The following is a 26,343-nucleotide window of genomic DNA, read 5'->3' as shown; positions in this document are numbered from 1 at the left end:
TCACCAAGGTGGTCAATTAGCGCCGGCTTCATCCAAAGCGCTTTGCCCACAACTGTTACGGAGTTCGTATGCTGTATCGCTCGCTGTTACTGCTCGGACTATTCGCCGTACTGGCCGGGTGCGCCAGCAACACCCCGACCACCAGAACGGTAACCAAGCCACCCGCCAGCAACGACAGGACTGAGGGGGCTTACACCGCGACCGGCAACGCTTCCTTCTACGGCTCGCAACATCAAGGCCAGAAAACCGCCAACGGCGAGCGCTTCGACCAGAACGCCCTTACCGCAGCCCATCGCACCTTACCGTTTGGCAGCCGTGTGCAAGTCACCAACTTGCGCAACAAGAAAACCGTGGAAGTGCGCATTAATGACCGCGGCCCCTTTGCACGCGGACGTATTATCGACATTTCGAAAAAGGCAGCAGAGCAACTCGACATGCTCGGTGACGGGGTTGTGCCAGTTAGCATCAAGCTGTTAAGCCCTTGAAATTGACTGGTAAAGACTGGTTACCAATCGCCCAAACTATTCCTAGCGCCGAATCTGCGACTGGCTAAACTAGCCGCACCTTTCTGGAGCCCTGTATGACGTTACTGACATTTGTCTATTTAATTGCTGGCCTGGTGCTGCTGGTCGGCGGCGCCGAAGTGCTGGTCCGTGGCGCCGCACAATTGGCCGCGCAATTCGGTATTCCGCCCCTGGTGATCGGCCTCACGGTTGTCGCCTTCGGCACCAGCGCCCCGGAAACCGCTGTCAGCGTACAGTCGGCGCTCAGCGGCAGCGGTGACCTGGCCATCGGCAACGTGGTCGGCAGCAATATCGCCAACGTACTGCTGGTACTCGGCGCCACGGCGCTGATTGCGCCGCTGGTGGTTTCACGTCAGCTGATCCGCATGGACGTGCCGCTTATGATCGGCGCCAGCCTGCTCGCATTTGGCCTGTCCTATGACGGCGAACTGAGCCGGATTGATGGAGCGATCTTGTTCAGCTGCATCGTCGTTTACACCTTCTTTCTGGTGCGCAGCAGCCGCAAACAGGGCGTAAATACTGCTGATGATGAATTCGCCGATGAGTTCGGCCTCGACGAACCAGCTAAACCCAATGCATGGGTGACCAACCTGCTGCTGATCGTTGTCGGCTTAGTGCTGCTTGTGGGCGGCTCACACTTCTTGGTCGAGGGCGCCGTAACCCTGGCTCGCGCACTGGGCTTATCGGAACTGGTCATCGGCTTGACCGTAATCGCCATCGGCACCTCGCTGCCCGAGCTGGCGACATCGATCCTTGCCGCATTCAAAGGTGAACGCGATATCGCCGTAGGCAATATTGTCGGCAGCAACCTGTTCAACCTGCTGAGCGTGCTTGGCTTGGCTGCCCTGGTTGCGCCAAATCCAATTTCGATATCGCCCAACGCACTGGCATTCGACTTCCCGGTGATGATTGCCGTGGCCGTGGCTTGCCTGCCGATTTTCTTCACCGGCTACAAGATCAGTCGCTGGGAAGGCCTGCTGTTCCTGGCCTACTACGGTGCCTACACCCTGTACCTGGTGCTGTTTGCCACCGGCCGGCCGATTGTTGAAACCTTTGGCCACGCGATGATTGGTTATGTGATTCCACTGACAGTGGTCACCTTGATCGTGATCACCGTGCGTAGCTGGCAGAAGCAGCGACTCAACTGATTACCCACTAGAAGGACTGGCGAGCATGAGCACTAAACCTCTAGACGGCGAACAGGTTCGGCGCGAAGTCATGGGCGATGTATACGTTGACCGCGCCTTAGGCAATACCAGCGATTTCAGCCAGCCCCTGCAAGACTATCTTAACGACCACGCATGGGGCGGCGTCTGGAACCGTGAAGGCCTGGAGCGCAAAACCCGCAGCCTGATTACCCTGGCCGCATTGACCGCGCTGAAATGCCCGCAAGAGCTTAAAGGCCATGTGCGCGGCGCGTTAAATAACGGCTGCACAGTTGAAGAAATCCGCGAAACGCTGCTGCACTGCGCGGCTTACGCCGGGGCTCCAGCCGCAATCGATGCCTTCCGCGCAGCGCAGGAAGTTATCGACGAACATCAGCAAAAAAGCTGATTTCGTTGTAAAGCCACGCACTGAAAAGCCGAGCCAACTGCTCGGCTTTTTCATTGGCGGCAAAAGCGAGTGGGTGGACTATATCCAGCCAAGTGCCTTCAGTATCAGCAAGCCGATATTGATCGTCACCACCGCGCCGAGCGTCGTCATCACAATAATCGCAGCCGCCAGTTGATAATTACCGTTAACCGCGCGCGCCATCACATAACTCGCCGATGCCGTTGGGCTGGCGAAGTAAAGGAACAACACTGCCAGATCGGCATCGCGAAAACCAAACAGCCAAGCACCAATTGTCGCCAGAACCGGTAACCACACCAGCTTCATCAAGCTTGAGCCAATCGCAATTCGGCTGCTCTGGCGCATTGATGCCAATGACAGCGTACCGCCGATACAAATCAGCGCCAGTGGCAGGGTCATGTGGGCAAAGTATCCGGCAGACGCCAGGAACCATTCGGGCAGTTGTAGCTGCCAATAGGAAAAGGGAATTGCCGCCGCCACACCGATAATCAGCGGATTGGTCACGATGCTTTTGCACATCGTCCATGGGTCAGTCTTGGCGCCGGGACTATAAATCGCCAGCACCAGCACCGAGAGAATGTTGTAGCAAAAGATCACCACGCCCGCGAGCACGCTGCCCACCGCCAGGCCATAGTCGCCGTACATGCTGGTGGCCAATGCTAAACCAACAATGCCGTTATTCCCGCGAAACGCGCCTTGGGTGTAGATGCCGCGCTCGATCTCGGGGCAGCGAAATATTGCCCAGCCCCAGGCCACAGTGAAGGTGACAAGGGTGGCGAGGACGAAGTAAATAATCAGCCCCGGCTGAAACGCCTTGCTCATGTCAGCATTGACGATACCGAGGAACAGCAAGGTCGGCATGGTCCCGCGAAATACCAGCTCCGACGCTGTCGCAATGAAACTGTCGTCGATCCAACGCAAACGCTTAAGCGCCACACCGAGCAACAGCATGGCGAAGACCGGCGCAGTGATACTGATGGTTTGCATAACGATGTCGAACACAGCAGCCTCTGATCAATTCAGGTATCTGGGTAGCCAGGTACGTATTGATCCACAAGTCCGTAGCCCACTAACAATCATAGCAAGCTTGCAACTGAAAAGGCTGAGCCATACTCCCGTAGGGGGGCGGCGTTTTTTTCGGCCACCATTCACGTTCACCCACATCGTCGGGCTCTTCACAAAACGGTGGCCAAGCTTCGCGTTGACGCACCCGAGACCGGCATCTACGCCGGCCAATGGGTTTGTTGCCTGATCCGGCGGGCGTTCTAGCGACGCACTGGGCGCTTTTGCAACTTGCGCTGCAAGGTTCGGCGGTGCATGCCCAAGGCGCGGGCCGTGGCGGAGATATTACCTTCGTGCTCGGCCAATACTCGCTGAATATGCTCCCACTGCAGGCGATCAACCGACATGGGGTTTTCAGGAACCAAGGTCTCGAGATCGGCATGCTGGGTCAGCAACGCCGCCAGCACATCGTCGGCATCCGCAGGCTTGCACAGGTAGTTGCACGCGCCGCGTTTGATCGCTTCAACGGCGGTGGCAATGCTTGAATAACCAGTGAGCAGCACCACACGCATCTCGGGATCGAGCTCAAGCAATTTAGGCAGCAGTACCAAACCCGAATCGCCATCCATTTTCAGATCAACAACGGCGTATTCCGGCAAATCCTGCTCGGCCAGCAGCAGGCCTTCCTCGGCCGAACCCGCAGTGGACACTCGCAGGCCACGGCGACTCATGGCACGCGCCATGACCCGAGTAAAGGTTGGGTCATCATCAACCAGCAACAGGTGCGGTTGTTCGTCACCTTCAAATAACGCTTCTTCAGACATCGTTGGCTCCTTGCAGGCCACGTTTACGCATGGCCATAAGCGCGCGGCAGTTTCAATTCGGTGAGCGTGCCACCCTCTTCATGGTTATACAGTTTAACCGTACCTCCGGCACGCGTAACGCTGGCCTGACTAAGAAACAGCCCCAAGCCAAACCCTTTACCTTTAGTGGTAAAGAACGGCCGACCCAGCTGCTCGGCAATCGCCAGCGGTACACCCGCACCGAAGTCGCGAATGGTCAGGTACAACCACTGGTGATCCCAATCAAGGCGGATATCCAGCTTGTCGGGATAGGCATCGGCGGCATTATTTAGCAGGTTGAGCAGCGCCTGGGTGAGATCCGCTGGGGGCATCAGGCGCGGCGCCGAACCACGACCCAGACACTGATAACGATAGCTGGCTTCTGGACGCATCAGGTGCCAACGATTGAGTGTGACTTCAAGCCACTCCACACTCGATTGCTCGACAATCGCTTGCCGGCGGTCCGCCTCAGCAGCACGGACCAACTGCTGCAGTGTGTCCTTGCACAATTTAACTTGTTCCTGCAACACCGCTAAATCTTCCTGCAACAAGGGTTCAGGGTGCTCACGGCGCAACTCTTTGATCAGCACACTCATGGTCGCCAGCGGTGTTCCCAGTTCGTGCGCTGCGCCAGCCGCCTGAGTGGCGACGGCTAATAGTTGTTGATCGCGCAGGTTCTCTTCACGACGTCCAGCGCGCTGTTGGTCCTGCTCGCGCAATTCTTCGGCCATTTTCGCCACAAAGAAGGTAATCAACCCAGCGGCCATGGCGAAGCTCAGCCACATGCCATAAACCAACAGGCTTTCACGCTGCTCCAGAGGCACCGTCACGGAGTGCGACCAGACGAGAAGCAGGCTGTAGCCGGTTAACGCCAAACCGGACAGTGTCACGGTGTACAGCCACGGCAAGGTCGCGGCGGCAATGGTTAAAGGCACCAGGTAGTAGGACACGAACGGATTACTGGAGCCACCGGAGTAAAACAGCAGCACGCTGTGGATGATCAGGTCGAAACTCAGTTGCAGAGCATATTCCTGCTCGGTTACCGGCCAAGGACCGCGCAAACGCAGTGCGGTGAGCAGGCATAGAACGAGCGAGACGCCTAATGTGACACTCAGCTCAAGCCATGGCAGCACCAGCAAACCTGACTTATAGACAAGCCCTACAGCGCCTGCTTGAGCAGCGAGCACCAAGAAGCGAATCAGAATTAAACGCCTGAGATTCTGTCGACTGGCCGACAACAACTGCACCGGTGCGAGCATAGGCTCTCCAAAAACACCTTTTACGAGTGGGGCGAGTATAACCAAGCGGCCGCGCCGCCTAGTGCGTCAACACGCCGCAGCCGAATCATTTAGCAACCGATACCGACTGAACAACCCCGGACTTAACCGCTCAAATAAGCTGATAAGGACTAAAAACCTCTAAAAATCTCACGCACGTGCGTGCGCCGATGCGAAGAGCCGAACCCGAGGTTCACTTGCAGTGTAGGTAAGCAGGTTTATAACCGGCATTAACCTTTTCCCTATTTTTTTTAAAAGTGTTTAACCCCAATTCGCAACAGACACCGTCTACCCTTTTGAACCTAGTCACTCGACAATTAAGGAAGTCTCCATGCAATCCATGTCACGTCTCCCAAGCCTAGCGGCTGCTCTGCTCCTGACCGCTGGCAGCCTGCTCAGCATCTCGGCCCATGCCGATGAAGCCCGCTACAATCAAGTGGCCTTGCGCGCCGAGGTCAGCGAAGAAATCGCCCATGACTTGATGCACGTGACCTTTTACACCGAAGCGCAGAATACGGACCCCGCGACCCTAGCCGCTGAAGTCACGCAAACGCTGAATGGCGCCTTGAAACAAGCCCGCGCGGCAGACGGTGTCAGCGTGGCAACCGGCAGCCGCAACAGCTATCCGGTGTATGACGATAAAGGTAAAAAGATTATCGCCTGGCGCGAGCGCGCTGAATTGCGCCTGGAAAGTGCAGATTTCGCGACGCTGTCTAAACTGACAGGTGAAATGCTCAAAACCCTGCAGATGGGCTCAATGAGCTTCAGCATTGCCGATAACACCCGCAAGAGCAAAGAAGACGCCATGCTCAAAAGTGCAGTGGATGCATTTAAAGCCCGCGCTGATTTGGCGACCCAAGCGTTAGGCGGCACAAGCTACAAACTGGTGAGTCTGAATATCAACAGCGGCGGTTTCCAAACCCCAATGCCGATCCGTATGGCGCGTGGCAAAAGCATGGAAATGATGATGGACGCGGCGCCACCGGAAGTCGAAGCCGGTACCAGCCAAGTCACTGTGAACGCCGATGGCGTCATTGAAGTGCTGATGCCCTGAAAAGTAACACTCGATAGCACCAAAACAGTCCAGCGCCGCTATGCTCCGATAGCGGCGTTTTGCCATATCGGGACGTAAAGTTTGTCTAAATGCGACAGCAACGTACACCACACCCACGGATATCCCTATTTATGACTTAACGCACTTGTCTCCGGCATGTGCCCTGCATAGTTTCACCTAAGGTCTCCATAAGAGGCCCCTCAACATAACCACAACAAACATGAGGTTTCTATGCGTAAGAATGCCGTCATCCAGGCAATGCTGGTGGCTGGGCTGATCGCCAGTGCTCCATTTGCTCAGGCAGCAAGCAATCTAGTCTTTTGTTCAGAAGGCAGCCCTGCAGGCTTTGACCCTGCGCTATACACCACAGGTACCGATTTTGATGCGGCCGCAGAGACCGTATTCAACCGTCTGACTCAGTTTGAGCGTGGCGGCACGACGGTCATACCGGGGTTGGCGGAGAAGTGGGATATATCCGACGATGGCCTGACCTATACTTTCCACCTGCGCTCCGGTGTGAAGTTTCATACCACCGACTACTTCAAGCCAAGTCGCGACTTTGATGCAGACGATGTGCTCTTCACCTTCCATCGCATGCTCAACAAAGACGATCCGTTCCGCAAAGCTTACCCAACCGAATTCCCTTACTTCACCGACATGGGCATGGACCAAAACATTGCCAAAATCGATAAAGTCGATGACATGACGGTGCGCTTTACCCTTAATACGGTAGACGCTGCGTTTATCCAGAACTTGGCCATGAGCTTCGCTTCTATCCAGTCAGCCGAATACGCGGCCAAACTGTTGAAAGAAGGCAAAGCCAGCGACATTAACCAAAAGCCAATCGGTACCGGGCCTTTTGTATTCAAGCGTTATCAGAAAGATGCGCAGATTCGTTTCACCGGCAACAAAGAGTACTGGAAGCCGGATGACGTGAAGATCGACAACCTGATCTTCGCCATCAATACCGACGCCTCGGTGCGCATGCAAAAGCTTAAAGCTGGCGAGTGCCAGGTTACCGCTTACCCCCGCCCTGCCGACCTCGACTCACTCAAAAGTGATGCGAAGCTGAAGATGCCAGATCAAGCGGGCTTCAACCTCGGCTACATCGCCTACAACATAGAACATCCGCCATTCGACAAGCTCGAAGTGCGCCAGGCACTGGATATGGCCGTCAACAAGAAGGCCATTATCAACGCGGTCTACCAGGGTGCTGGCCAGTTAGCGGTCAACAGCATCCCGCCAACACAGTGGTCCTACGACGACAGCATCAAAGATGCGGCCTTCGACCCAGAGAAAGCCAAACAGATGCTCAAGGATGCCGGTGTCAAAGAAGGCACTGAGATCACCCTGTGGGCCATGCCCGTTCAACGTCCCTACAACCCGAACGCCAAGTTGATGGCTGAAATGCTTCAGGCTGATTGGGCCAAAATCGGCATCAAAGCCAAGATCGTCAGCTACGAATGGGGCGAGTACAACAAGCGCGCCAAAGCCGGCGAACACGATGCACTGCTGATCGGCTGGACCGGTGACAATGGTGACCCGGACAACTGGCTGGGTGTGCTCTACGGTTGCGATTCCATTGGTGGCAACAACTACAGCCGCTGGTGTAACAAGGACTATGACGGCTTGGTTAAGAAAGCCAAGACCCTTAACGACAAGGACGCGCGCAGCAAGCTTTACATGCAGGCTCAGCACATCCTCAAAGACAACGTGCCAATTACCCCGATTGCCCACTCAACGGTCTACCAGCCAATGAGCAAAACAGTTAAGGACTTCAAAATCAGTCCATTCGGGCTTAACTCGTTCTATGGCGTTAGCGTCGAGAAATAACCCTAGCAGCAGTTACCCAGCCGACTACGTGTCAGCTGGGTAACCGGGCGTCAGCGGCCTACCCGGCTGCTGCGCGCATTCCGATGACGCACCAGGGATTACTCAATGCCCAACCCAAAATCATTATTAGCCTTCAGCCTGATTGCGATCCTGAGCGCAAATTTTGCTGAGGCCGCAAGCGAAGACAGTTTGATTGTCTGCACCGAGGCCAGCCCAGAAGGTTTCGATGTGGCGCAATACACGGCGGCCGTCACCGCTGACGCGTCGGCCGAAACCCTGTTTGAGCGTCTGGTTCGCTTCAAACCCGGCACCACCGACCTTGAGCCGGCACTGGCCGAGAGTTGGGACATTTCCGACGATGGCCTGAGCTACACCTTTCACCTGCGCAAAAACGTTAAATTCCACCACTCAAAAACATTTACCCCCACGCGCAACTTCAATGCCGATGATGTGCTCTGGAGTTTCAACCGTCAGATTGATCCAAAGCATCCATGGCATGATCAAGCGCTGCGAGGCTTTCCCTATGCAGAATCCATGGGCATGGCCGACCTGATTCAGCGTATCGACAAGCTCGACGAGCACAGCGTGCGCTTTACCCTGAACCACCCCGAAGCACCCTTTCTTGCCGATATGGCCATGGGATTTGCCTCGATTTATTCCGCCGAGTACGCCGACCAGCTACTCGCGCAAGGGAAGAAGAAACAACTTAACAGCCATCCGATTGGTACCGGCCCCTTCGTGTTTGATCGCTACAGTAAAGATGCCCAAGTCCGCTTCCACGCCAACCCTGAGTATTGGGACGGGGTGCCGGCAATCAAAAAGCTGCTGTTCGCCATCACCCCCGATCCCAATGTGCGCATCCAACAACTTAAAGCCAATGCCTGTCAGGTCGCGCTGTATCCACGCCCAACGGATATTCCGACACTTAAGACCAGCCCCGAGATCAAGATCCAGGCACTCGATTCATTGCTGACCGCCTACATTGCGATCAATACCCGACGCCCGCCGCTGGATGATGTGCGCGTACGCCGGGCGCTGAACATGGCCTTTGATAAAGCCGCCTATGTTCGCGCTCAATACGGTGAAGGTGGCGCCACAGCGGCGGTTGCACCCTACCCGCCAACACTCTGGGGCCATGATGAGCAACTGCTGGGCTGGCCCCATGACGTAAAACGTGCGCGGCAACTACTTGAAGAGTCTGGCCATGCCGATGGTTTCAAACTGTCGATCTGGACCCGTCCCGGTGGCGGCCCGACCAACCCCAACCCGGGTATCGGTGCGCAAATGCTTCAGGCCGACCTCGCGGCGATCGGTATTACTGCCGATATTCGTGTGTATGAGTGGGGCGAGCTGATCAAGCGCGCGAAAAACGGCGAGCATGATTTAGTGTTTATGGGCTGGGCTGGTGACAACGGCGATCCAGACAACTTTCTCACACCAAATCTGTCGTGCGCCGCCGCCAAGTCCGGTGAAAACATGGCCGGCTGGTGCAACAAGGATTTCAATGCATTGCTCGAAGAGGCACGCCGGGTCAGTGAGCGCTCACAACGCGCCGCGTTGTATCGCGAAGCATTATCCGTGTTTCAAGATCAAGCGCCGTGGATTGCCTTGGCCTATCCCAAACAATTCACCGCCCTGCGCAGTAATGTGCAGGGTTTTGTACAGAGCCCCATGGGCTCGAACAACTTCGCCAAAGTGAGCCTCAAACCGTAGAGGCAGGAACAGGTCCTGACGGCCCTGGTACCCACTGGTTATAAAAACATCGCCGAGCCACGTAGCACGGTGAACTGAAAATTGCTGGAGTGTTAAAACCCTATGTTGTCTTTTATTGCCAGGCGTCTGGGACTGCTGATCCCAACCTTTTTTGGCATCACCCTTCTTACCTTCGCGTTAATTCGCATGATTCCGGGTGACCCGGTCGAAGTGATGATGGGCGAACGCCGTGTTGACCCCGCCATGCATGCCGAAGCGCTGCACCGCCTGGGGTTGGACAAACCGCTGTATGCCCAGTATTTCGATTACATCGGCAACCTTGCGCACGGCAACTTGGGCGAGTCCCTGCGCACCCGTGAAAGTGTCTGGCACGAGTTTATTACCCTGTTCCCGGCGACGCTGGAGCTGTCATTGGCAGCCCTGCTTTTCGCCGGCACACTGGGCCTGATTGCCGGGGTGATTGCCGCACTTAAACGGGGTTCGTTGTTCGATCACGGGGTGATGGGCATATCACTGGCCGGTTACTCCATGCCGATTTTCTGGTGGGGCCTGCTGCTGATTATGTTCTTCTCGGTTTGGCTCGGCTGGACCCCCGTCTCCGGGCGTATCGACCTGCTTTATGACATCGAGCCACGCACCGGCTTTATGCTGATCGACACCCTGCTCTCGGATGAGGAAGGCGCATTTGTCGATGCGCTGCAGCACCTGATATTGCCCGCCATCGTGCTCGGCACCATCCCGCTGGCGGTCATCGCCCGGATGACGCGCTCGGCGATGCTCGAGGTCTTGCGCGAAGATTATGTGCGCACCGCTCGTGCCAAAGGCCTGTCGCCGGCCCGGGTAGTCTTCGTTCATGGCCTGCGGAATGCGCTGATTCCAGTGCTGACAGTGATCGGCCTGCAGGTCGGTACATTGCTGGCGGGGGCGGTGCTGACCGAAACAATTTTCTCCTGGCCCGGGGTCGGTAAATGGCTGATCGAGTCGATCGGAGCCCGTGACTATCCGGTGGTGCAGAACGGCATCTTGCTGATCGCCTGCCTGGTCATTCTGGTCAACTTCGTCGTGGATATTCTCTACGGCCTGGCCAACCCACGCATTCGCCATCAGCGCTAAGGAGGCCTGAAATGACTACTACAAACTCCCTCCCGGCGATTGACCAGAGCGCGCTCTATCCCTCGCCATTAAAAGAATTCTGGCAAGCCTTCGCCCACAACAAGGGCGCAGTGGCTGGCTTGATATTTATGATCATGATTGTGATTTGCGCGCTGTTTGCGCCGTGGATCGCCCCCTATAACCCGAGCGAGCAATTTCGCGATTTTCTGCTGACGCCACCGCCGTGGCTTGAAGGTGGCCAATGGCAATTTTTGCTGGGCACAGATGAACTGGGCCGCGACCTGCTTTCACGTCTGATCCACGGCGCCCGGTTGTCGTTGATGATCGGCTTGGCCTCGGTACTGATGTCGCTAATTCCGGGGATCTTTCTCGGACTGGTTGCAGGCTTCTTCCCGCGCCTGATGGGCCCGGCAATCATGCGCTTGATGGATGTAATGCTGGCCCTGCCATCCTTGCTGCTGGCGGTGGCAATTGTCGCCATCCTCGGCCCTGGCTTGATCAACACTGTAATCGCAATTGCCATTGTCTCCTTGCCATCGTATGTACGCCTGACCCGCGCCGCCGTGATGGTTGAGCTGAACCGTGACTATGTCACTGCAGCCCGCCTGGCTGGCGCCAGCTTGCCACGCTTGATGTTTATCACCGTGCTGCCGAACTGCATGGCGCCGCTGATCGTGCAGGCAACCTTGAGCTTTTCTTCGGCAATTCTCGATGCCGCCGCGCTGGGCTTCCTCGGGCTGGGTGTGCAACCACCTACTCCGGAGTGGGGCACCATGCTGGCGTCCGCCCGCGATTATATTGAACGGGCGTGGTGGGTAGTCACACTGCCCGGCCTGGCCATTTTGCTCAGCGTGCTGGCAATCAACTTGATGGGTGACGGTTTGCGCGATGCGCTAGACCCGAAACTCAAGAACGCAGTGTGAGGAGCCTACGATGAGCTTGCTTAATATTAAAAATCTCAGCGTGCGCTTCGGCGACGAGAACGCAGTCCCCGTGGTTGATGGCCTCGACATCAGTGTCGATAAAGGTGAAGTGCTGGCGATTGTTGGCGAATCTGGTTCGGGTAAATCGGTGACCATGATGGCCCTGATGGGCTTGATCGAAGCGCCCGGCAAGGTCAAAGCCGACAGCCTGCAGTTCGACGGCACCGACATGCTGCGCCTTAAAGGCAAACAGCGCCGGCACATCATCGGCAAAGATTTGTCGATGATTTTCCAAGACCCGATGACCTCACTCAATCCGAGTTTTACAGTCGGTTTTCAGATTGAAGAAGTACTGCGCCAACACATGGGTCTCAAAGGCAAAGCGGCGCGCCAGCGGGCGCTGGAACTACTGGAAAAGGTTGAGATACCGGGCGCAGCCAGCCGGCTCGAAGCCTATCCGCACCAACTGTCTGGCGGTATGAGCCAACGGGTCGCCATTGCTATGGCCATTGCCGCCGAACCCAAACTGCTGATTGCCGATGAGCCAACCACGGCGCTTGATGTGACCATTCAAGCGCAAATCATGGAGCTGTTGCTCAATCTGCAACGTGAACAAGACATGGCCCTGGTGCTGATTACCCATGACCTTGCGGTGGTAGCCGAAACGGCGCAGCGTGTATGCGTCATGTATGCCGGCCAAGCCGTGGAAGTGGGGACGGTGCCTGAGTTGTTCAACACCCCGACGCACCCCTACACCGAAGCATTGCTTAAAGCGATCCCCGAGCACTCGCTGGGAGCAGAGCGTTTGTCGACCTTGCCGGGTATTGTTCCCGGTCGTTACGACCGCCCGCAAGGCTGCCTGCTTTCCCCACGCTGCCCCTATGTGCAGGAACAATGCCGCCAACAGCGCCCGCAACTTGAACCCCATGCGCAAGGTGCTGTGCGCTGCTTCTTCCCGCTTAACTTGCATTCGGAGGTGGCTTAATGAGCGCGCCTACTAACAGCGTGTTATCTGCACGCGACCTCACCCGTCATTATTCAGTGTCCACGGGCCTGTTCCAACCCAACGCCACGGTGCAGGCCCTCAACGGTGTGTCCTTTGAATTGGCTGCGGGCAAAACCCTGGCGGTTGTCGGCGAGTCCGGATGTGGTAAATCCACTCTGGCCCGCGCCTTGACCTTGATTGAAGAACCCAGCTCTGGCTCGCTGCAAATTGCCGGGCAGGAAGTCAGCGGCGCCAGCAAAGCCGAGCGCAAACAACTGCGCCGTGATGTGCAGATGGTGTTCCAAAACCCTTATGCATCACTCAACCCACGGCAGAAAATCGGTGATCAACTGGCCGAGCCGTTGCTGATCAATACCTCACTGTCAAAAGGTGAGCGCCGCGAGAAAGTCCAGGCGATGATGCAGCAAGTCGGTTTGCGACCGGAACATTATCAGCGTTATCCACATATGTTTTCTGGTGGCCAACGTCAGCGTATCGCCCTGGCCCGCGCCATGATGCTAACCCCCAAAGTGTTGGTGGCCGATGAGCCGACGTCAGCCTTGGATGTGTCGATTCAGGCGCAGGTGCTTAACCTGTTTATGGACCTGCAGGAAGAGCTCAATACCGGCTACGTGTTTATCTCGCACAATCTTTCGGTGGTGCGTCACGTGGCCGATGATGTGTTGGTGATGTACCTCGGGCGGCCAGCGGAAATGGGCCCCAGCGAGCAGATTTATCAGCGGCCATTGCACCCCTACACCAAGGCGCTGCTGTCTGCCACGCCAGCGATTCACCCGGACCCAAGCAAGCCGAAGATCAAAATCAGTGGCGAGTTGCCGAACCCGTTAAACCCGCCCAGTGGCTGCGCATTCCACAAGCGCTGCCCGTACGCGACTGAGTTGTGCGAAGTCGAGCGGCCTGAATTGCGCTTGATTGATTCGCGGCAAGTGGCTTGCCATCACGTAGAAACCATCAACAGCTAACCGGGTGTACCAAGCCTGACGGCACGTAGGTGGATGACGCTCTTTTCATCCACCATTTACGTCCACGCATATCCGCCGGGCTTTCCACAAAATGGTGGCCAAGCTTCGCGTTGACACACCAACGGCGGCCATCTTTTATGGCCGCTAACAACAGATCGGAATGAAGTTAATAGACGTCCCGGCGGTATCGTCCACTTTCCTGCAAATGATTGACGGCCTCCTCGCCAATCACCTCACGCAATACCTTATCAACCCCGGCGGCCATGCCTTGCAAGCTGCCACACACATAGATTGCAGCGCCTTGCTCCAGCCATTGCCGTAGCTTGGGTTCTGATGCGCGCAATTGATCCTGCACGTAAAGCTTATCCGCCTGATCGCGCGAGAACACCGGGTCAAGCTGGGTCAGATACTCCTGGCTTTGCCACTCCAACAACTCTTGCTCGCAATAGAAGTCATGGGTGCGATTGCGCTCACCAAACAGCAGCCAGTTACGGCGGTGGCCTTGCTTGACTCGCGCTTTGAGAATGCAGCGCAAACCCGCCAGACCGCTGCCGTTGCCGATCAGGATCACCGGCCGATCATCTTCAGGCGGATGGAAAGCACTGTTGGATCGCAACCGCGCTTGCAGATCGAGCATCGGCTGGCCGGCTTCAGTCAACCAGCCTGAACACAGGCCATGGGAGCCATCCGGATGACGCTCTTGGCGTACCAGCAACTCAAGCACACCGTCACTTGGCAAGGATGCAATCGAATACTCACGGGGTTTCTGAGTGGGGTCGTTCGCCGGGCGAACTTGCAGAATATCGCCCGCTTGCCACTGTGCACCCGCTGGCGGCTGTAACCCTAATAAGTACATTGGCAAACCTGCAGAGCCAGGGTTCAAGCATTCACGCTCGTGCAGACGCCAATTTACGAAAGGTTCCTCGGTTGTCAGTACGGCGTCGGCACCGGTGACTGCGCTAAGTTGCTGTTGCCAGTGATTAATTGCATGCACGTCCCCGGCGTCGACCTCAACCGGAGCAAATAAACTGTGCGCGCCTTGGCCGGCTAGCCATTGGTGTACGCGCTGCGCAAAGCCACAAAATTGCTGATATTGCCGATCGCCCAACGCCAAAACGGCGTAGCGCATATCCCCCAGACTCAGGGTGCTTGCCAGCATCGAAGATTCAAAACCACGGGCCGAATCGGGTGCCTCGCCATCACCAAAGGTGCTGATCACAAACAGCGCGTTATGCGCCTTGCTCAAGACATGCTGATTAATCTTTGCCAGTGGCTGCACATTGGTATCAATCCCGGCCGCTTGCAGTTGTCCGGCGGTTTGCCAAGCCAACTGCTCAGCAAAACCACTTTGGCTGGCAAACCCCACCAGCCAGCTTTCGCCTGTAGCAGCACCTTTAATCACGCCCTGCTGAGCGATACGCGTGGCGCGCTTTTTACGGCGGCGATCGAGATAAAGCAGCCAGCCCGTAATAGCAAACAAGGGCATCAGCAGGCTGGCGACCATTACGATAATCCGCCCGACCAAGCCAAAGTATTCACCGGTGTGCAGCGGATAAACGCTGGCCAGCAGTTGAGCACTGGTGCTCTTGTCGCTGTAGCGATCATCGCGGGCGACCTTGCCGGTTTCAGGGTTCAACTCCATCAAATTGAACGCGCGCGGATGTTCTGCATCACTGAGCACGTAAAACACCTGAGCGGGCTGGCCGGCAACCGGCGGCAAGCGCAAGCTCCAGGCCTGCACCTGCTCGCCGCCGGTTTGCCGGATACTGGCCCAGACCCTGTCGTAATCGACCACGGGGGCAGGACCTTGCGGTTCAGCGCCAGGGCGGCCACGGCCTTTCTTGCGCTGCTGGCCGGCGTGCTCGTCACCGAGCATTCTGGTCAAGCCGTCGCGCACCCAATCGTAGGACCAATACAGCCCGGTAATGGATGCCAGCAAATACACCAGTAGGCACCAGGTACCGGCGACTGCGTGCAGATCCCAATTAAAACTGCGGCCTTTGCGCGCCCAGTCCAGGGTCAACCACGCACGCCAACTTGCCGCTTGGCGCGGCCAACGCAAATACAAACCGGACAAGCAGAAGAACACCAAGGCCAAGGTGCTCGCAGCGGTCAGTTGCTTGCCGACCTCACCTGCCGCCAGAAAGCGGTGTAACTGCAAGACAAACCCTAGAAACCCTTCGCCTCGCAGCGGCGCCAATTGCTCACCCGTGTAAGGATTAACAATCCGCGACTCACCACGGCGCTGGCCGGGGGGCGGGGTGAAAAATAGCCGGGTCGGCTTGGTGCCTTGCTCTTGATAGAACAGGCCTGAAACGGTTTTGCCGCTCTCGGCTTGGGCTTTAAGCACCAGTTCATTCGGTGACAAACGCTGCTGATTGCCCGTATCTACCATCACAGCCGAAGGATTGAGCAGTTCGATAATTTCCGGCTCGAAGCTGTACATAGCACCGGTTATACCCATCAGCGCCAGAATTAAACCGGCGCTGATACCGAAAAACCAATGCAATTGAAACAGTACTTTCTTAAACACCCAGATTCCCCAACCTCTTCCACTGCAGATAACGCCTGAGCACGCAGGCAGCCCTTCAAACGAGACACGATATTATTTGATACTAACTCTCAACAAACACAATTTACTCAATATTTACTCGACTAAACGAGGCACCCCACCACGCAAAAATGCCCCAGGTGCGCTGCTTTCCAATGAAAAGCCGCATCTGGGGCACTGCAACGATCTATCAGTCGACTAGAAGTGGAAGTTGGTGCTCAGCAAAGCGGTACGGCCAGCGGCGACGTGAGCATAGTGGCTGCCATACACCTGATCGTAGTAGCGCTTGTCAGTCAGGTTTTGCACGTTAAGTTGCAGGTCCAGCGAGTCGCTTATGCGGTACTTGGCCATTGCGTCATAGCGCCAGTAGCTCGGCACCTCAACGGTGTTTGCCGCATTACCAAAGCGTGAATCGACAAAGTTGGCACCGCCACCGAGGCTCAGGTCTGGCGTGAGGTTATAGGTGGTCCAAAAGCTGAAGCTGTTCTGCGCAGTGCTGGGGATATCGTTACCGTCGGTTGCGCCATCAATACCACCGACAACACCGCCTTTTTTGATCTCGCCGTCAAGGTAGGTGTAGTTGGCAAAGACTTGCCAATCACGGGTGATCTGCCCCGTTGCACCCATCTCGAAACCGGCAACTGTGGTCTCACCGATATTGCGCGTAGTGCCATCGACATCAGCAACACGGGCGTTGCTTTTCTCGGTGTAAAACACGGCAGCGTCGAGGCCAAGGCGACCGTCATAGAAGTCCCACTTGGTGCCCAGTTCTGTGCTGCGATTGCGCTCTGGTGTCAGGTCAGCGTTTGCTGTGGACAGGCCATCCTGGCCTTCACCGGCCGTTTCACCTGCTGGGTTGCTTGAGGTCGACCAGGCCAAATAGATGCTACCGTTTTCAGTCGGATTGAACACCAGGCCAGTCTGGTAGCTCCAGAAGTAGCTTTTGTTCTCATTCTTGAAATCACCCGCAACCGAGCCGCGACCGCCCGTGCTGTAACCGCTGGAGGTTGTTTCAAAATCGTCATAGCGCAGGCCAAGGTTCAACGACCATTGCTCGCTGAATTTGAGCGTGTCGAAAACGAAACCCGCCAGGGTGTCGGTATCCGTATCGGTGTAGGCCTGGCTGTCAGCGATGCTGCCGTTCCAGCTGTCATGCTGATTAGGATTCTGCAACGAGGTGCAGTCGCCATTGGCGATAAACGCCGGGGTACACACCCTGCCGGCGCCTGCGGCTGACGTCACCACATACGGGCGGTTGTGCACGTTTTGACGGCTGATCTCAACACCGGTAATCAAGGTATGTTCGATGTCAGCGGTATTGAACAAGGTCTTAACATCAGTCTGGTTGACCCAGCTTTCGTTGGTCGAATTACGGCTTTTCGCCGAGCGCCAAACCAGGCCGTCGGCAATATTGCCCGCACTGTCATCCGGGTTGCTGACGATGTAATCGAGGGTGGTCCGTGCCGAGCGGAATTTATTGCTCAAGGTCACGTTTTCATTGAAGTCGTGGGCGAACAGAACGGTGCCTGCGTCGCTGGTGCTCTCGCGGTAATCGCGGGACTTGAGGCCGTAGAAGTTATCCTCATTGACGTGCACCGGCTTACGCACCGGGTTGCTGTCTGTCGCCAGCGTCAGCGGTATGCCGTAATCCGGCATGTCATCAGTTTCAAGGTGATAGTAGGACAATGTCAGTCGCGTCGCGGTATCAAAACCAAAGGTAATGGTTGGCGCAACACCCCACCGGTTAACACTGACCCCATCACGACCGGCGACATTGGCGTCATGCTTCATCAGGTTCAAGCGCGCGGCGATGTTGTCCGTCAGCTTGCCGTTAACGTCCAAGGTAGAGCGCCGGGTCTGATCGGAGCCCATGGTGTAGCTGGCGTCAGCAAAGTTATCCAACTTGGCGGTTTTGCTGATCAGATTCAGACTGCCACCGGTCGAACCGGCGCCAGTAAAGGCAGAGCCCGGGCCTTTGCTGACTTCAATTTGTTCAACGTTGAAGATCTCGCGGGTTTGCGAGCCGACATCACGCAGGCCATCAATAAAGGTATCGCTCTCGGCGTTGAAGCCACGGATGATCGGACGGTCACCCGCCGGGTTGCCACCCTCACCCGCACCAAAGGTAATGCCTGAAGTGGTGCGCAGTGCATCGGCCAAGCTAAGGGAGCCAGTGTCCTTGATCACCTGATCAGAAATTATGGTCACGCTTTTGGGCGTTTCACGCAGTGGCGCGGTGAACTTGTCGTTGCCCGACTCAACCTTATAGGCATCTTGCTGACCGACGACGGTGTCGGTGCCTAAAGAAAGAGCACCCTCGGCTTGGTTCGACTCTTCTGCCTTAGCCCAACCGGCAGTCATCACCGTTGCAGCGCCTACGGCTGAAACCAGCGCCCGCTTTTTAAAGCTTTTATTTTTTAATTCGCCACGCATTTGACCCACTCCCCAGTAAATTCTGGGCGGGATTTAAATCTAAATCATTACTAATTACAATTAGAAATGATTCTTGTTTTAAATATTTTTTCAAAATATGAAAGAACCCGTCATAAATGCCAGTGAAAATCGTTATCATTCGACTATTACCTGTTGCCGCCTGGAGCGCCCATGCTTTTGCACATACCCGCCGTGTTCAGCCGCGAAGAAGTTGCTCGCATTCGTGAGGCACTCGATGCGGCGGCATGGGTTGACGGCAAAGTCACCGCGGGGCATCAGTCAGCAAAAGCGAAGAACAACCTGCAACTCGCTGACGACAACCCGCTGGCGAAGGAAATCAGCCAAGCCATGCTTGAGCGACTTTGGAACAACCCACTGTTTATGTCGGCGGCATTGCCCAACAAAGTCTTCCCGCCGCTATTCAACTGCTACCGCTCGGGTGACGACTTTGGTTATCACATCGATAACGCTGTCCGTCAGGTCAAAGGCTCAGTCGAGCGCGTGCGTACCGACCTGTCTTCAACCCTGTTCTTCAGTGACCCACATGAGTACGACGGCGGTGAACTGACCATCCAGGACACCTTTGGCCTGCAAAAAGTAAAACTGCCAGCCGGTGATTTGGTGCTTTACCCAGCGAGCAGCTTGCACAAAGTGGCGCCTGTAACGCGCGGCGAGCGCTATGCCTCGTTCTTCTGGACCCAAAGCCTGGTGCGTGAAGACAGCCAGCGCAGCTTGCTGTTCGAGATGGACAACGCTATTCAGCAGCTCAACCAGGACGTTCCAGATCATCCATCATTGACCCAGCTGACAGGCACCTATCACAACCTGTTGCGGCGCTGGGCGGATGTCTAGGCGACCATGAGTTTTTTGCTGCGTAGAACCGAAACGCTGACAGCTGCCAATGCCCATGAAAATCCTCGGCGCACGGCTCAATGGCTACTTAACTGCGCAGGCCAGGGCGAGCTTGAGGCCCAAGCATTGCTCGGCCAAATACTGCTCGATGGTCAGGGTATTGAGCGCGACAGCGCACTGGCCCGACGCTGGTTTTCAATCGCCGCCGAGCGCGGTCATGGCATGGCGTGCAACATGCTCGGGCGATGCCATGAACACGGCTGGGGCGGGCCGATCAACCTGCTTAGCGCAGTGAATTGCTATCAAACAGCAGCCGCTCAAGGCTTGGATTGGGCCATGTACAACCTGGCCAACCTGCTGGCAACGGGCCGAGGTTGTAGCCTCGATTTGCCGCAGGCCTTCAGTTGGTATCAACGCGCCGCACATCTAGGCCATGCCAAGTCAATGAACCTGCTCGGACGCTTTTACGAACAAGGCACCGTGGTCGCAGCACAGCCTGAGGTTGCCCTTGAGTGGTTCCGCAAGTCTGCCGAAGGAGGCGATTTCAGAGGCCAGTTCAGTTACGCCGGGCGGCTAATTGAACAAGGTGACATCAGCCAGGCACGTATCTGGTTGGAAAAAGCCTTGGCCACAGGCAACCTGAATTTTATTAACAGCGCATGCCGCTCACTCGCGCAACTCAATCACCCACAACTGCTAGATATCCACGCCGCCTACGCGCAACGCCAAGCAGTAATTGCAAACCTGCAAACGGCTTGAGCAACATTAACCACCTGTGGAATTCGCCACAGACAGTACTGCGCAGCCCCATCCTGGCATCAGAATTGCACAGAACCCCTAAAAGCGTTCTACACAGCCCGCCAATACAATAGCCAGTTGTCAGCCTGAAAACATTCCTCACTATTGACCCGAACGGGTAGCGAACTACCGAGTAAACCCTATAAGGTTTATAGGTCAAATAATGAGCAAAAAGCCGCCATGGACAAGGCAGCAGTTAGAAAAGCGTGTGCACCTATTGGCGCAGGATTCAAATGCAGTGGTGTTTAGCGAGCACAGCATTGAAAGGCTTTACCAGCGCGGAATTACCCTAACCGAGGCGCTGCGATGCTTACGCCGAGGTTCGATAATTAAAGGCCCAAGCTTTAGTGCCGAGCATTGGACTTTTGTATTTAGAATGGCTGAACCACCCCCGCGAGGTATTGCCTGCATGGTGGTTGCAGTCAGCCCAAGCCTTGAACTTACCGAACTATTCGTCGTTACGGTATGGGAGGTATGAACGTGTACAAATATAGCGGCAGCGGGTTAGCAGACATTTACCTGACAAACGGCTTTACCCTTGTTGATACCCCGTATGGACCAGGCGTACGCATCGAGGATGTGGATGGTCTGCACATAGCGATTGCCCGGAATATCGTTCGCCAGAAAACGCCTATGACAGGCCAGCAATTGCGGTTTCTCCGAAAAGAACAGGAGCTAACTCAGACAGAGGCCGCCGCTATTTTTCGAGTGGATATTCAAAACCTAGTCAGCTGGGAGAACCAAGGAGTTGCGCAAATTCCCACAGAGGCTGATTTGGCCATGCGTGTTTTATACTCAGCATTCAGGCGCACCCACCTTGACCCGGTCAAATTCGAGCCAAATGCGGCGCCACGTACAAGCTGCACATATGAAAGAGTTGGCAATAACTGGAGTGAGTCAGCGCGAATAGCCGCCTGAAAACTGGCAAGTTGTGTATAGCTGACGCACAGTCTAATGCTGCACCGCAGCATTAGACTCGCGACAACTCAGTGTTTACAGGTAGTAGGCTTTCAGCGGTGGAAAACCGTTGAATTCTACAGCGCTATAGCTGGTAGTGTAGGCGCCGGTTGACAGCCAATACAGGCGGTCGCCGCTGGCCAGGTTGAGTGGCAGGCCATACTTGTAGTTCTCGTACATGATGTCAGCGCTGTCGCAGGTCGGACCGGCGATAACCACTTCTTCCATCTCACCCTTCTTCTCGGTCCAGATCGGGAACTTGATGGCTTCATCCATGGTTTCGATCAGGCCCGAGAATTTACCCACATCGGTAAATACCCAACGCTCTACGGCTGTACGCGACTTACGCGATACCAGCACCACTTCGCTGACCAGAATACCGGCGTTGGAGATCAACGAACGGCCTGGCTCAAGAATGATTTCCGGCAGGTCATCGCCAAAGTCATCCTTGAGGAAGCGGATGATTTCTTCGGCGTAGGTTTCCAGGCTATTGGTGCGATGAATGTAGTTGGCGGGGAAGCCGCCGCCCATATTGATCATGCGCAGGACAATGCCATCTTCTTCTTTCAAACGCTCGAAGATCACTTTGACCTTGGCGATTGCGGCGTCCCAGACGTCGATATCGCGCTGCTGCGAACCGACGTGGAAGGACACGCCGTACGGGTCCAGACCCAGTTGCTTGGCCAGAATCAGCAAATCCAGGGCCATGTCAGTCTGGCAGCCGAACTTACGCGACAGCGGCCAATCGGCGGACGTTGAACCCTCGGTAAGAATGCGCACGTAAATCTTCGAGCCAGGCGCGGCCTTGGCAATATTGCGCAAGTCAGCTTCTGAGTCGGTGGAGTACATGCGCACGCCCTTCTCATAGAAGTAGCGAATGTCTTTGGCTTTCTTGATGGTGTTGCCGTAGCTGATGCGGTCAGCGCTGACACCGCAGCCCATGACTTTGTCCAGCTCATAGATCGAGGCAATGTCGAAATTCGAGCCTTTGTCTTTAAGCAACTCGATCACTTCCACGGCCGGATTGGCTTTGACCGCGTAGTAAATCTTGGCAAACTCAAAGCCTGCACTCAGGTCGTCATAGGCCTTGCTGATGATTTCTGTATCAATCACCACAAACGGAGTTTCTTGTTTATCCGCAAACGCCTTCATTTTCTGAAAAGTGGCGGGTGCGTAGTAATCATCAACATTGATCGACATGCGTGGACTCCATTTGGCTGAACCGGAATGCATAAATTTCGAGTAACTGAGCCCGCTAGGGTTCAATTAATCGGCGGGGCCGGTCGTTTCAACTGACAACTGAGCGCCACTGGCACCGCAATTCTCAGTTCAAACAACCCAAATTGGCGCATAAGTGTTACGGGGTCATGCGCCAACCTCGAACGTCTGATCAGTCTCCCCACTTTGGTCGCCTACTTCCCAAGGCATTTCGCCGAGAATCAGTTTTTGCCTATGGCCAAAACCGACCTCTCGTCGTCTGTACTTGAGCCGGATGGATCGTTGCCAGCATGGACGTTCGGGGCGGAACTTTAGGGCCATGTGCCTTGCAGATCAATCACCAATAAGCGCTTTTTACGCATTAGTTGTTGATCGTTTTAGATTCAAAACAAAACGTGTTTTATGCTGCACAAACGTACGCCGCACGATGCCTTTTTCGTTCGCCATGCCCCCCGACAGTGGGTGGTCGACGCTCTTTTCGGCCAACATTTATGGATGCACGTCCAATTACCGCTTCGACAACCGTGGAAAACGTCGCGTTGCCGCACCCGTGCGCGCGCCTTTGGCTCAACTAAAAATCAGCGCGCGCGTGACTACTGATCAGGTCATTCACCAAAAGCAGTGGCTTTTCACGTTATAATTGGCGGTTTTACGGGCCGGCTGTCGTTCGCCCGCCCGCAACCGCATTTAGTCAGGCAATCACCCATGACCACTCAGGCCGCCGAAGTCGCGAAACGTCGCACGTTCGCCATTATTTCTCACCCCGATGCCGGTAAAACCACCATTACCGAAAAGCTGTTGTTAATGGGTAAAGCCATTGCGGTAGCGGGCACGGTTAAATCGAGAAAATCCGATCGCCATGCGACCTCCGACTGGATGGAGATGGAGAAGCAGCGCGGTATCTCGATCACCACCTCGGTGATGCAGTTCCCGTATCGCGATCATATGATCAACCTGCTCGATACCCCGGGTCACGAAGACTTCTCGGAAGATACCTATCGCACCCTTACCGCAGTGGACAGCGCCTTGATGGTGCTCGACGGCGGTAAAGGCGTTGAGCCAAGAACTATCGCCCTGATGGACGTTTGCCGCCTGCGCGACACGCCGATTGTCAGCTTCGTCAACAAACTCGACCGCGACATTCGTGATCCGATCGAACTGCTTGACGAGATTGAGGCTGTCCTCAAGATCAAGGCGGCGCCTATCACTTGGCCAATCGGTTGCTACCGCGACTTCAAGGGTGTTTATCACCTCAGCGAAGACTACATCATCGTGTACACCGCCGGGCACGGCCACGAGCGCACCGAAACCAAGATCATTCAGAATCTTGATTCCGACGAAGCGCGTGCGCACTTGGGTGACGAGTACGACCGCTTTGTCGATCAGCTTGAGCTGGTGCAAGGTGCTTGCCACGAATTCAACCAGGAAGAGTTTCTCAGCGGCCAGTTAACCCCGGTGTTCTTCGGCACCGCACTGGGTAACTTTGGCGTTGATCACGTGCTCGATGCCGTCGTTGACTGGGCGCCTAAGCCTTTGCCACGCGCTGCTCACGAACGAGTGATTGAACCGACTGAAGAGAAATTCAGTGGCTTCGTATTCAAGATCCAAGCGAACATGGACCCAAAGCACCGCGACCGCATTGCCTTTATGCGCATCTGCTCAGGCAAGTACGAAAAAGGCATGAAAATGCGCCACGCGCGCTTGGGCAAGGATGTTCGTGTACCCGATGCGCTGACCTTCTTCTCCTCCGAGCGTGAGCAGCTTGAAGAAGCCTACGCGGGCGACATTATCGGTTTGCACAACCACGGCACTATCCAGATTGGCGATACCTTTACCGAGGGCGAGAGCATCGGCTTTACCGGTATTCCTCACTTCGCCCCTGAATTGTTCCGTCGCGTTCGCTTGAAAGATCCGCTGAAATCCAAGCAGCTGCGGCAAGGCTTGCAGGAATTGGCGGAAGAAGGCGCAACCCAGGTGTTCTTCCCAGAGCGCAGCAACGACATCATTCTCGGCGCCGTCGGCGTGCTGCAGTTTGATGTGGTCGCCAGTCGTCTGAAGGGTGAATACAAGGTTGAATGCGCTTACGAGCCCATCACTGTCTGGTCGGCGCGCTGGATCGAATGCAGTGATAAAAAGAAACTCGAAGAATTCAAGAACAAGGCCTTGGAAAACCTCGCTATCGATGGCGGCGGTCACCTCACCTACCTCGCGCCAACCCGTGTCAACCTGGCATTGATGGAAGAGCGCTGGCCGGATATCAAGTTCCGCGCTACCCGCGAACACCATTAACCGAGCGGTTCCAATCGGGTGGTCGACGCGCTTGTCGACCACCATTACGCGCCCAAAACCGCCAACAAGGTCCAACCCGATGGGCGCGCCCTGTCCGAGGGGCGGTGTGAGAATGGCGTGCTTTTATGGGGCGGCAGCGGCTGCTTGCCTCAGGCCTCTACTGGCTGGGCAAACACGATCACGCCAATTCCAATCAATACCGCAATTGCAAACAACACGGCGCGCGCTTTGTGGCCTTTACGCCATGACATCAGCGCCGCTTGCAACGATTGCAAGGCATAAAAAGCCACAAACATTTTCGAGGCATAGGTAATGATCTCGTAAATATTGGCAAACCAGGTGATGCCAATAGCCACCAAAGCGGTGAGCAAATTACCGACGCGCACCGGAAAGCGACGCCCCGAGGTCTCCGCCAGTAAACCGCCAGCACCATTCATGTCAGCCACGGCGGCTGACAATTGTGATGACAAGGCCGTGAGAATCAACAAAGGCCCAATCAAGGTGCCTATAGGTTTGAGCAAGTCGATAATCGCGGTCTCACCGCCTTGCTTTGGCAAGCCTTCACTGAACTGGCCGGTGATGAGCAGTATAAAAGCCAGGTAAATTGCCGTGGCAATCCACTGCGCCCAGCGCATGCTGCGCACCCGAACTTCGGCACTGTACTTTGAACCCAAGTAACGTGACGTTTCGAAGCCTTGAACCAACACCACCAAGCCCAAGAGCACCGTTAGCGACTGCAAGCCTTGGTCATGATGCTTGACCGCCCAGACCAGCTCCCCCGCCTGCCATTGATTGAAGTTAGCCAAGGCCAATGTCACCAGCAGGCCACCAATCAAGGTCATTTTCAGCGAAACCACCCAGACTTCAAGCCGCTCTAAACCGGCCAAGCCGCGCAAGGCCCCGAGCAATCCAATAGCGGCAATAACCGCCGTGGAAACAATCCGAATCCACAGGGTGTCGAGCACATCACCCATGCGCAAACCGAAGGCTGCAAACAGGTTGAGGTAATAAGCCACAGAGACAAAATAGGCCAGCGCCAAGGCTAATTCAGACAAGCGTTCCAGCCAGACATGATAGGTCGCGGGGTTATCGTCCAGATGCCCTTCGAGGTGGGTAATGTTGTAGCGAATGGCGGCGCCAAACCAGTAAGCCATCACACAGAGCGCCAGCATCGCCAACCACGCCCAAGCCCCAGCCGCATGCGCAAGAATTGGCCCGGCCACCAAAAAACCAGACCCAATAATCGACGCCAAGGGTGTAACAGTGGCCCGCCACATAGTGGCGCGAACCAGCCGTGGGTAGAAAAACACGGCAGCGAATACCAAACAGGCCGCCCCTAACACAACATTCGGCGTCAGCAGATTCATAGACTTACTCAAAGTAATACAGCGTTTGAATCAACCCAAATCGCAATTCACGGGCCT

22 protein-coding genes are annotated in these 26,343 nt (G+C 55.7%); 15 read left to right on the top strand and 7 right to left on the bottom strand.

Annotated features, from left to right (window positions below):
- Positions 1 to 71: 71 nt before the first annotated feature.
- The 3 genes from AACY09_RS18905 (at position 72) to AACY09_RS18895 (ending at position 2,078) form a co-directional block, all read left to right on the top strand.
- Entirely contained in the window at positions 72 to 485 is a 414-nt protein-coding gene (locus AACY09_RS18905) for a septal ring lytic transglycosylase RlpA family protein (RefSeq protein ID WP_339490505.1), read from the top strand.
- Between the two features lie 95 nt (positions 486 to 580).
- A complete protein-coding gene (locus tag AACY09_RS18900) occupies positions 581 to 1,672 on the top strand; it encodes a calcium/sodium antiporter (RefSeq protein ID WP_339490230.1) in 1,092 nt (363 codons plus the stop codon).
- Between the two features lie 25 nt (positions 1,673 to 1,697).
- Entirely contained in the window at positions 1,698 to 2,078 is a 381-nt protein-coding gene (locus tag AACY09_RS18895) for a carboxymuconolactone decarboxylase family protein (protein WP_339490228.1), read from the top strand.
- A gap of 78 nt (positions 2,079 to 2,156) precedes the next feature.
- Here the strand turns inward: AACY09_RS18895 and AACY09_RS18890 are convergent, their stop codons facing one another.
- The 3 genes from AACY09_RS18890 to AACY09_RS18880 form a co-directional block, all read right to left on the bottom strand.
- The gene (locus AACY09_RS18890) at positions 2,157 to 3,098 is read right to left on the bottom strand and encodes an AEC family transporter (protein WP_339490226.1); all 942 of its coding nucleotides are present in this window, start codon (positions 3,096 to 3,098) and stop codon (positions 2,157 to 2,159) included.
- A 263-nt stretch (positions 3,099 to 3,361) separates the two neighbouring features.
- Positions 3,362 to 3,922, bottom strand: a complete 561-nt coding sequence (locus AACY09_RS18885; protein WP_339490225.1) for a response regulator transcription factor — start codon at positions 3,920 to 3,922, stop codon at positions 3,362 to 3,364.
- A 23-nt stretch (positions 3,923 to 3,945) separates the two neighbouring features.
- Positions 3,946 to 5,199, bottom strand: coding sequence for an ATP-binding protein (locus AACY09_RS18880; protein ID WP_339490223.1), 1,254 nt, complete (start codon positions 5,197 to 5,199; stop codon positions 3,946 to 3,948).
- A 358-nt stretch (positions 5,200 to 5,557) separates the two neighbouring features.
- On the opposite strand from AACY09_RS18880, the gene AACY09_RS18875 reads away from it, so the two are divergent.
- The 7 genes from AACY09_RS18875 (at position 5,558) to AACY09_RS18845 (ending at position 13,821) form a co-directional block, all read left to right on the top strand.
- The gene (locus AACY09_RS18875) at positions 5,558 to 6,271 is read left to right on the top strand and encodes an SIMPL domain-containing protein (RefSeq protein ID WP_445323897.1); all 714 of its coding nucleotides are present in this window, start codon (positions 5,558 to 5,560) and stop codon (positions 6,269 to 6,271) included.
- A 231-nt stretch (positions 6,272 to 6,502) separates the two neighbouring features.
- Complete coding sequence (locus AACY09_RS18870; protein WP_339490219.1) at positions 6,503 to 8,104, top strand: ABC transporter substrate-binding protein; 1,602 nt, start codon at positions 6,503 to 6,505, stop codon at positions 8,102 to 8,104.
- A 105-nt stretch (positions 8,105 to 8,209) separates the two neighbouring features.
- On the top strand, positions 8,210 to 9,817 hold the full coding sequence (locus AACY09_RS18865; protein WP_339490218.1) for an ABC transporter substrate-binding protein: 1,608 nt from the start codon (positions 8,210 to 8,212) through the stop codon (positions 9,815 to 9,817).
- A gap of 102 nt (positions 9,818 to 9,919) precedes the next feature.
- The gene (locus AACY09_RS18860) at positions 9,920 to 10,930 is read left to right on the top strand and encodes an ABC transporter permease subunit (RefSeq protein WP_339490216.1); all 1,011 of its coding nucleotides are present in this window, start codon (positions 9,920 to 9,922) and stop codon (positions 10,928 to 10,930) included.
- 11 nt (positions 10,931 to 10,941) lie between these two features.
- Positions 10,942 to 11,853: an ABC transporter permease subunit gene (locus AACY09_RS18855; RefSeq protein WP_339490215.1), complete on the top strand. Its 912-nt coding sequence runs from the start codon at positions 10,942 to 10,944 to the stop codon at positions 11,851 to 11,853.
- Positions 11,854 to 11,863: 10 nt separating this feature from the next.
- Positions 11,864 to 12,838 carry an ABC transporter ATP-binding protein gene (locus AACY09_RS18850; protein WP_339490214.1) on the top strand — a complete coding sequence of 325 codons (975 nt, stop codon included), beginning with the start codon at positions 11,864 to 11,866 and terminating at the stop codon, positions 12,836 to 12,838.
- A complete protein-coding gene (locus tag AACY09_RS18845; protein ID WP_339490213.1) occupies positions 12,838 to 13,821 on the top strand; it encodes a peptide ABC transporter ATP-binding protein in 984 nt (327 codons plus the stop codon). The genes AACY09_RS18850 and AACY09_RS18845 overlap by 1 nt, the downstream gene beginning before the upstream one ends.
- A gap of 166 nt (positions 13,822 to 13,987) precedes the next feature.
- Here the strand turns inward: AACY09_RS18845 and AACY09_RS18840 are convergent, their stop codons facing one another.
- Both AACY09_RS18840 and AACY09_RS18835 read right to left on the bottom strand, forming a co-directional pair.
- On the bottom strand, positions 13,988 to 16,354 hold the full coding sequence (locus tag AACY09_RS18840) for a sulfite reductase flavoprotein subunit alpha (RefSeq protein WP_339490212.1): 2,367 nt from the start codon (positions 16,352 to 16,354) through the stop codon (positions 13,988 to 13,990).
- Between the two features lie 216 nt (positions 16,355 to 16,570).
- On the bottom strand, positions 16,571 to 18,805 hold the full coding sequence (locus tag AACY09_RS18835; protein ID WP_339490210.1) for a TonB-dependent receptor: 2,235 nt from the start codon (positions 18,803 to 18,805) through the stop codon (positions 16,571 to 16,573).
- A 171-nt stretch (positions 18,806 to 18,976) separates the two neighbouring features.
- Between AACY09_RS18835 and AACY09_RS18830 the strand changes: the two genes are divergently transcribed.
- From AACY09_RS18830 to AACY09_RS18815, 4 genes are all read left to right on the top strand, one after another.
- Entirely contained in the window at positions 18,977 to 19,657 is a 681-nt protein-coding gene (locus tag AACY09_RS18830; RefSeq protein ID WP_339490209.1) for a Fe2+-dependent dioxygenase, read from the top strand.
- 6 nt (positions 19,658 to 19,663) lie between these two features.
- The gene (locus AACY09_RS18825; protein ID WP_339490207.1) at positions 19,664 to 20,416 is read left to right on the top strand and encodes a tetratricopeptide repeat protein; all 753 of its coding nucleotides are present in this window, start codon (positions 19,664 to 19,666) and stop codon (positions 20,414 to 20,416) included.
- A gap of 202 nt (positions 20,417 to 20,618) precedes the next feature.
- Positions 20,619 to 20,933, top strand: coding sequence for a DUF4258 domain-containing protein (locus AACY09_RS18820; RefSeq protein ID WP_339490205.1), 315 nt, complete (start codon positions 20,619 to 20,621; stop codon positions 20,931 to 20,933).
- Positions 20,930 to 21,373, top strand: a complete 444-nt coding sequence (locus AACY09_RS18815; protein WP_339490204.1) for a helix-turn-helix domain-containing protein — start codon at positions 20,930 to 20,932, stop codon at positions 21,371 to 21,373. The genes AACY09_RS18820 and AACY09_RS18815 overlap by 4 nt, the downstream gene beginning before the upstream one ends.
- 75 nt (positions 21,374 to 21,448) lie before the next feature.
- Here AACY09_RS18815 and AACY09_RS18810 read toward each other — a convergent pair whose 3' ends face one another.
- Entirely contained in the window at positions 21,449 to 22,612 is a 1,164-nt protein-coding gene (locus tag AACY09_RS18810) for a type III PLP-dependent enzyme (protein WP_339490203.1), read from the bottom strand.
- A gap of 723 nt (positions 22,613 to 23,335) precedes the next feature.
- On the opposite strand from AACY09_RS18810, the gene AACY09_RS18805 reads away from it, so the two are divergent.
- Positions 23,336 to 24,919 carry a peptide chain release factor 3 gene (locus AACY09_RS18805; RefSeq protein ID WP_339490202.1) on the top strand — a complete coding sequence of 528 codons (1,584 nt, stop codon included), beginning with the start codon at positions 23,336 to 23,338 and terminating at the stop codon, positions 24,917 to 24,919.
- 149 nt (positions 24,920 to 25,068) lie between these two features.
- Here the strand turns inward: AACY09_RS18805 and AACY09_RS18800 are convergent, their stop codons facing one another.
- A complete protein-coding gene (locus AACY09_RS18800; protein WP_339490199.1) occupies positions 25,069 to 26,286 on the bottom strand; it encodes a hypothetical protein in 1,218 nt (405 codons plus the stop codon).
- Positions 26,287 to 26,343 lie beyond the last annotated feature (57 nt).

The sequence above is a fragment of the Pseudomonas sp. EL_65y_Pfl2_R95 genome, from assembly GCF_963971045.1.
In the GTDB taxonomy this organism is placed as follows: Bacteria; Pseudomonadota; Gammaproteobacteria; order Pseudomonadales; family Pseudomonadaceae; genus Aquipseudomonas.
The sequence above is the reverse complement of the archived record's forward strand: the minus strand, read 5'-3'. Positions and strand labels throughout refer to the sequence as shown.

Bases quoted from the DNA above. Each gene is read 5' to 3' on its own strand.
- AACY09_RS18900 (WP_339490230.1), top strand. From the start codon at position 581: ATGACGTTACTGACATTTGTCTATTTAATTGCTGGCCTGGTGCTGCTG.
- AACY09_RS18895 (WP_339490228.1), top strand. From the start codon at position 1,698: ATGAGCACTAAACCTCTAGACGGCGAACAGGTTCGGCGCGAAGTCATG.
- AACY09_RS18885 (WP_339490225.1), bottom strand. From the start codon at position 3,922: ATGTCTGAAGAAGCGTTATTTGAAGGTGACGAACAACCGCACCTGTTG.
- AACY09_RS18880 (WP_339490223.1), bottom strand. From the start codon at position 5,199: ATGCTCGCACCGGTGCAGTTGTTGTCGGCCAGTCGACAGAATCTCAGG.
- AACY09_RS18875 (WP_445323897.1), top strand. From the start codon at position 5,558: ATGTCACGTCTCCCAAGCCTAGCGGCTGCTCTGCTCCTGACCGCTGGC.
- AACY09_RS18870 (WP_339490219.1), top strand. From the start codon at position 6,503: ATGCGTAAGAATGCCGTCATCCAGGCAATGCTGGTGGCTGGGCTGATC.
- AACY09_RS18865 (WP_339490218.1), top strand. From the start codon at position 8,210: ATGCCCAACCCAAAATCATTATTAGCCTTCAGCCTGATTGCGATCCTG.
- AACY09_RS18860 (WP_339490216.1), top strand. From the start codon at position 9,920: ATGTTGTCTTTTATTGCCAGGCGTCTGGGACTGCTGATCCCAACCTTT.
- AACY09_RS18855 (WP_339490215.1), top strand. From the start codon at position 10,942: ATGACTACTACAAACTCCCTCCCGGCGATTGACCAGAGCGCGCTCTAT.
- AACY09_RS18850 (WP_339490214.1), top strand. From the start codon at position 11,864: ATGAGCTTGCTTAATATTAAAAATCTCAGCGTGCGCTTCGGCGACGAG.
- AACY09_RS18845 (WP_339490213.1), top strand. From the start codon at position 12,838: ATGAGCGCGCCTACTAACAGCGTGTTATCTGCACGCGACCTCACCCGT.
- AACY09_RS18835 (WP_339490210.1), bottom strand. From the start codon at position 18,805: ATGCGTGGCGAATTAAAAAATAAAAGCTTTAAAAAGCGGGCGCTGGTT.
- AACY09_RS18830 (WP_339490209.1), top strand. From the start codon at position 18,977: ATGCTTTTGCACATACCCGCCGTGTTCAGCCGCGAAGAAGTTGCTCGC.
- AACY09_RS18825 (WP_339490207.1), top strand. From the start codon at position 19,664: ATGAGTTTTTTGCTGCGTAGAACCGAAACGCTGACAGCTGCCAATGCC.
- AACY09_RS18820 (WP_339490205.1), top strand. From the start codon at position 20,619: ATGAGCAAAAAGCCGCCATGGACAAGGCAGCAGTTAGAAAAGCGTGTG.
- AACY09_RS18815 (WP_339490204.1), top strand. From the start codon at position 20,930: ATGAACGTGTACAAATATAGCGGCAGCGGGTTAGCAGACATTTACCTG.
- AACY09_RS18810 (WP_339490203.1), bottom strand. From the start codon at position 22,612: ATGTCGATCAATGTTGATGATTACTACGCACCCGCCACTTTTCAGAAA.
- AACY09_RS18805 (WP_339490202.1), top strand. From the start codon at position 23,336: ATGACCACTCAGGCCGCCGAAGTCGCGAAACGTCGCACGTTCGCCATT.
- AACY09_RS18800 (WP_339490199.1), bottom strand. From the start codon at position 26,286: ATGAATCTGCTGACGCCGAATGTTGTGTTAGGGGCGGCCTGTTTGGTA.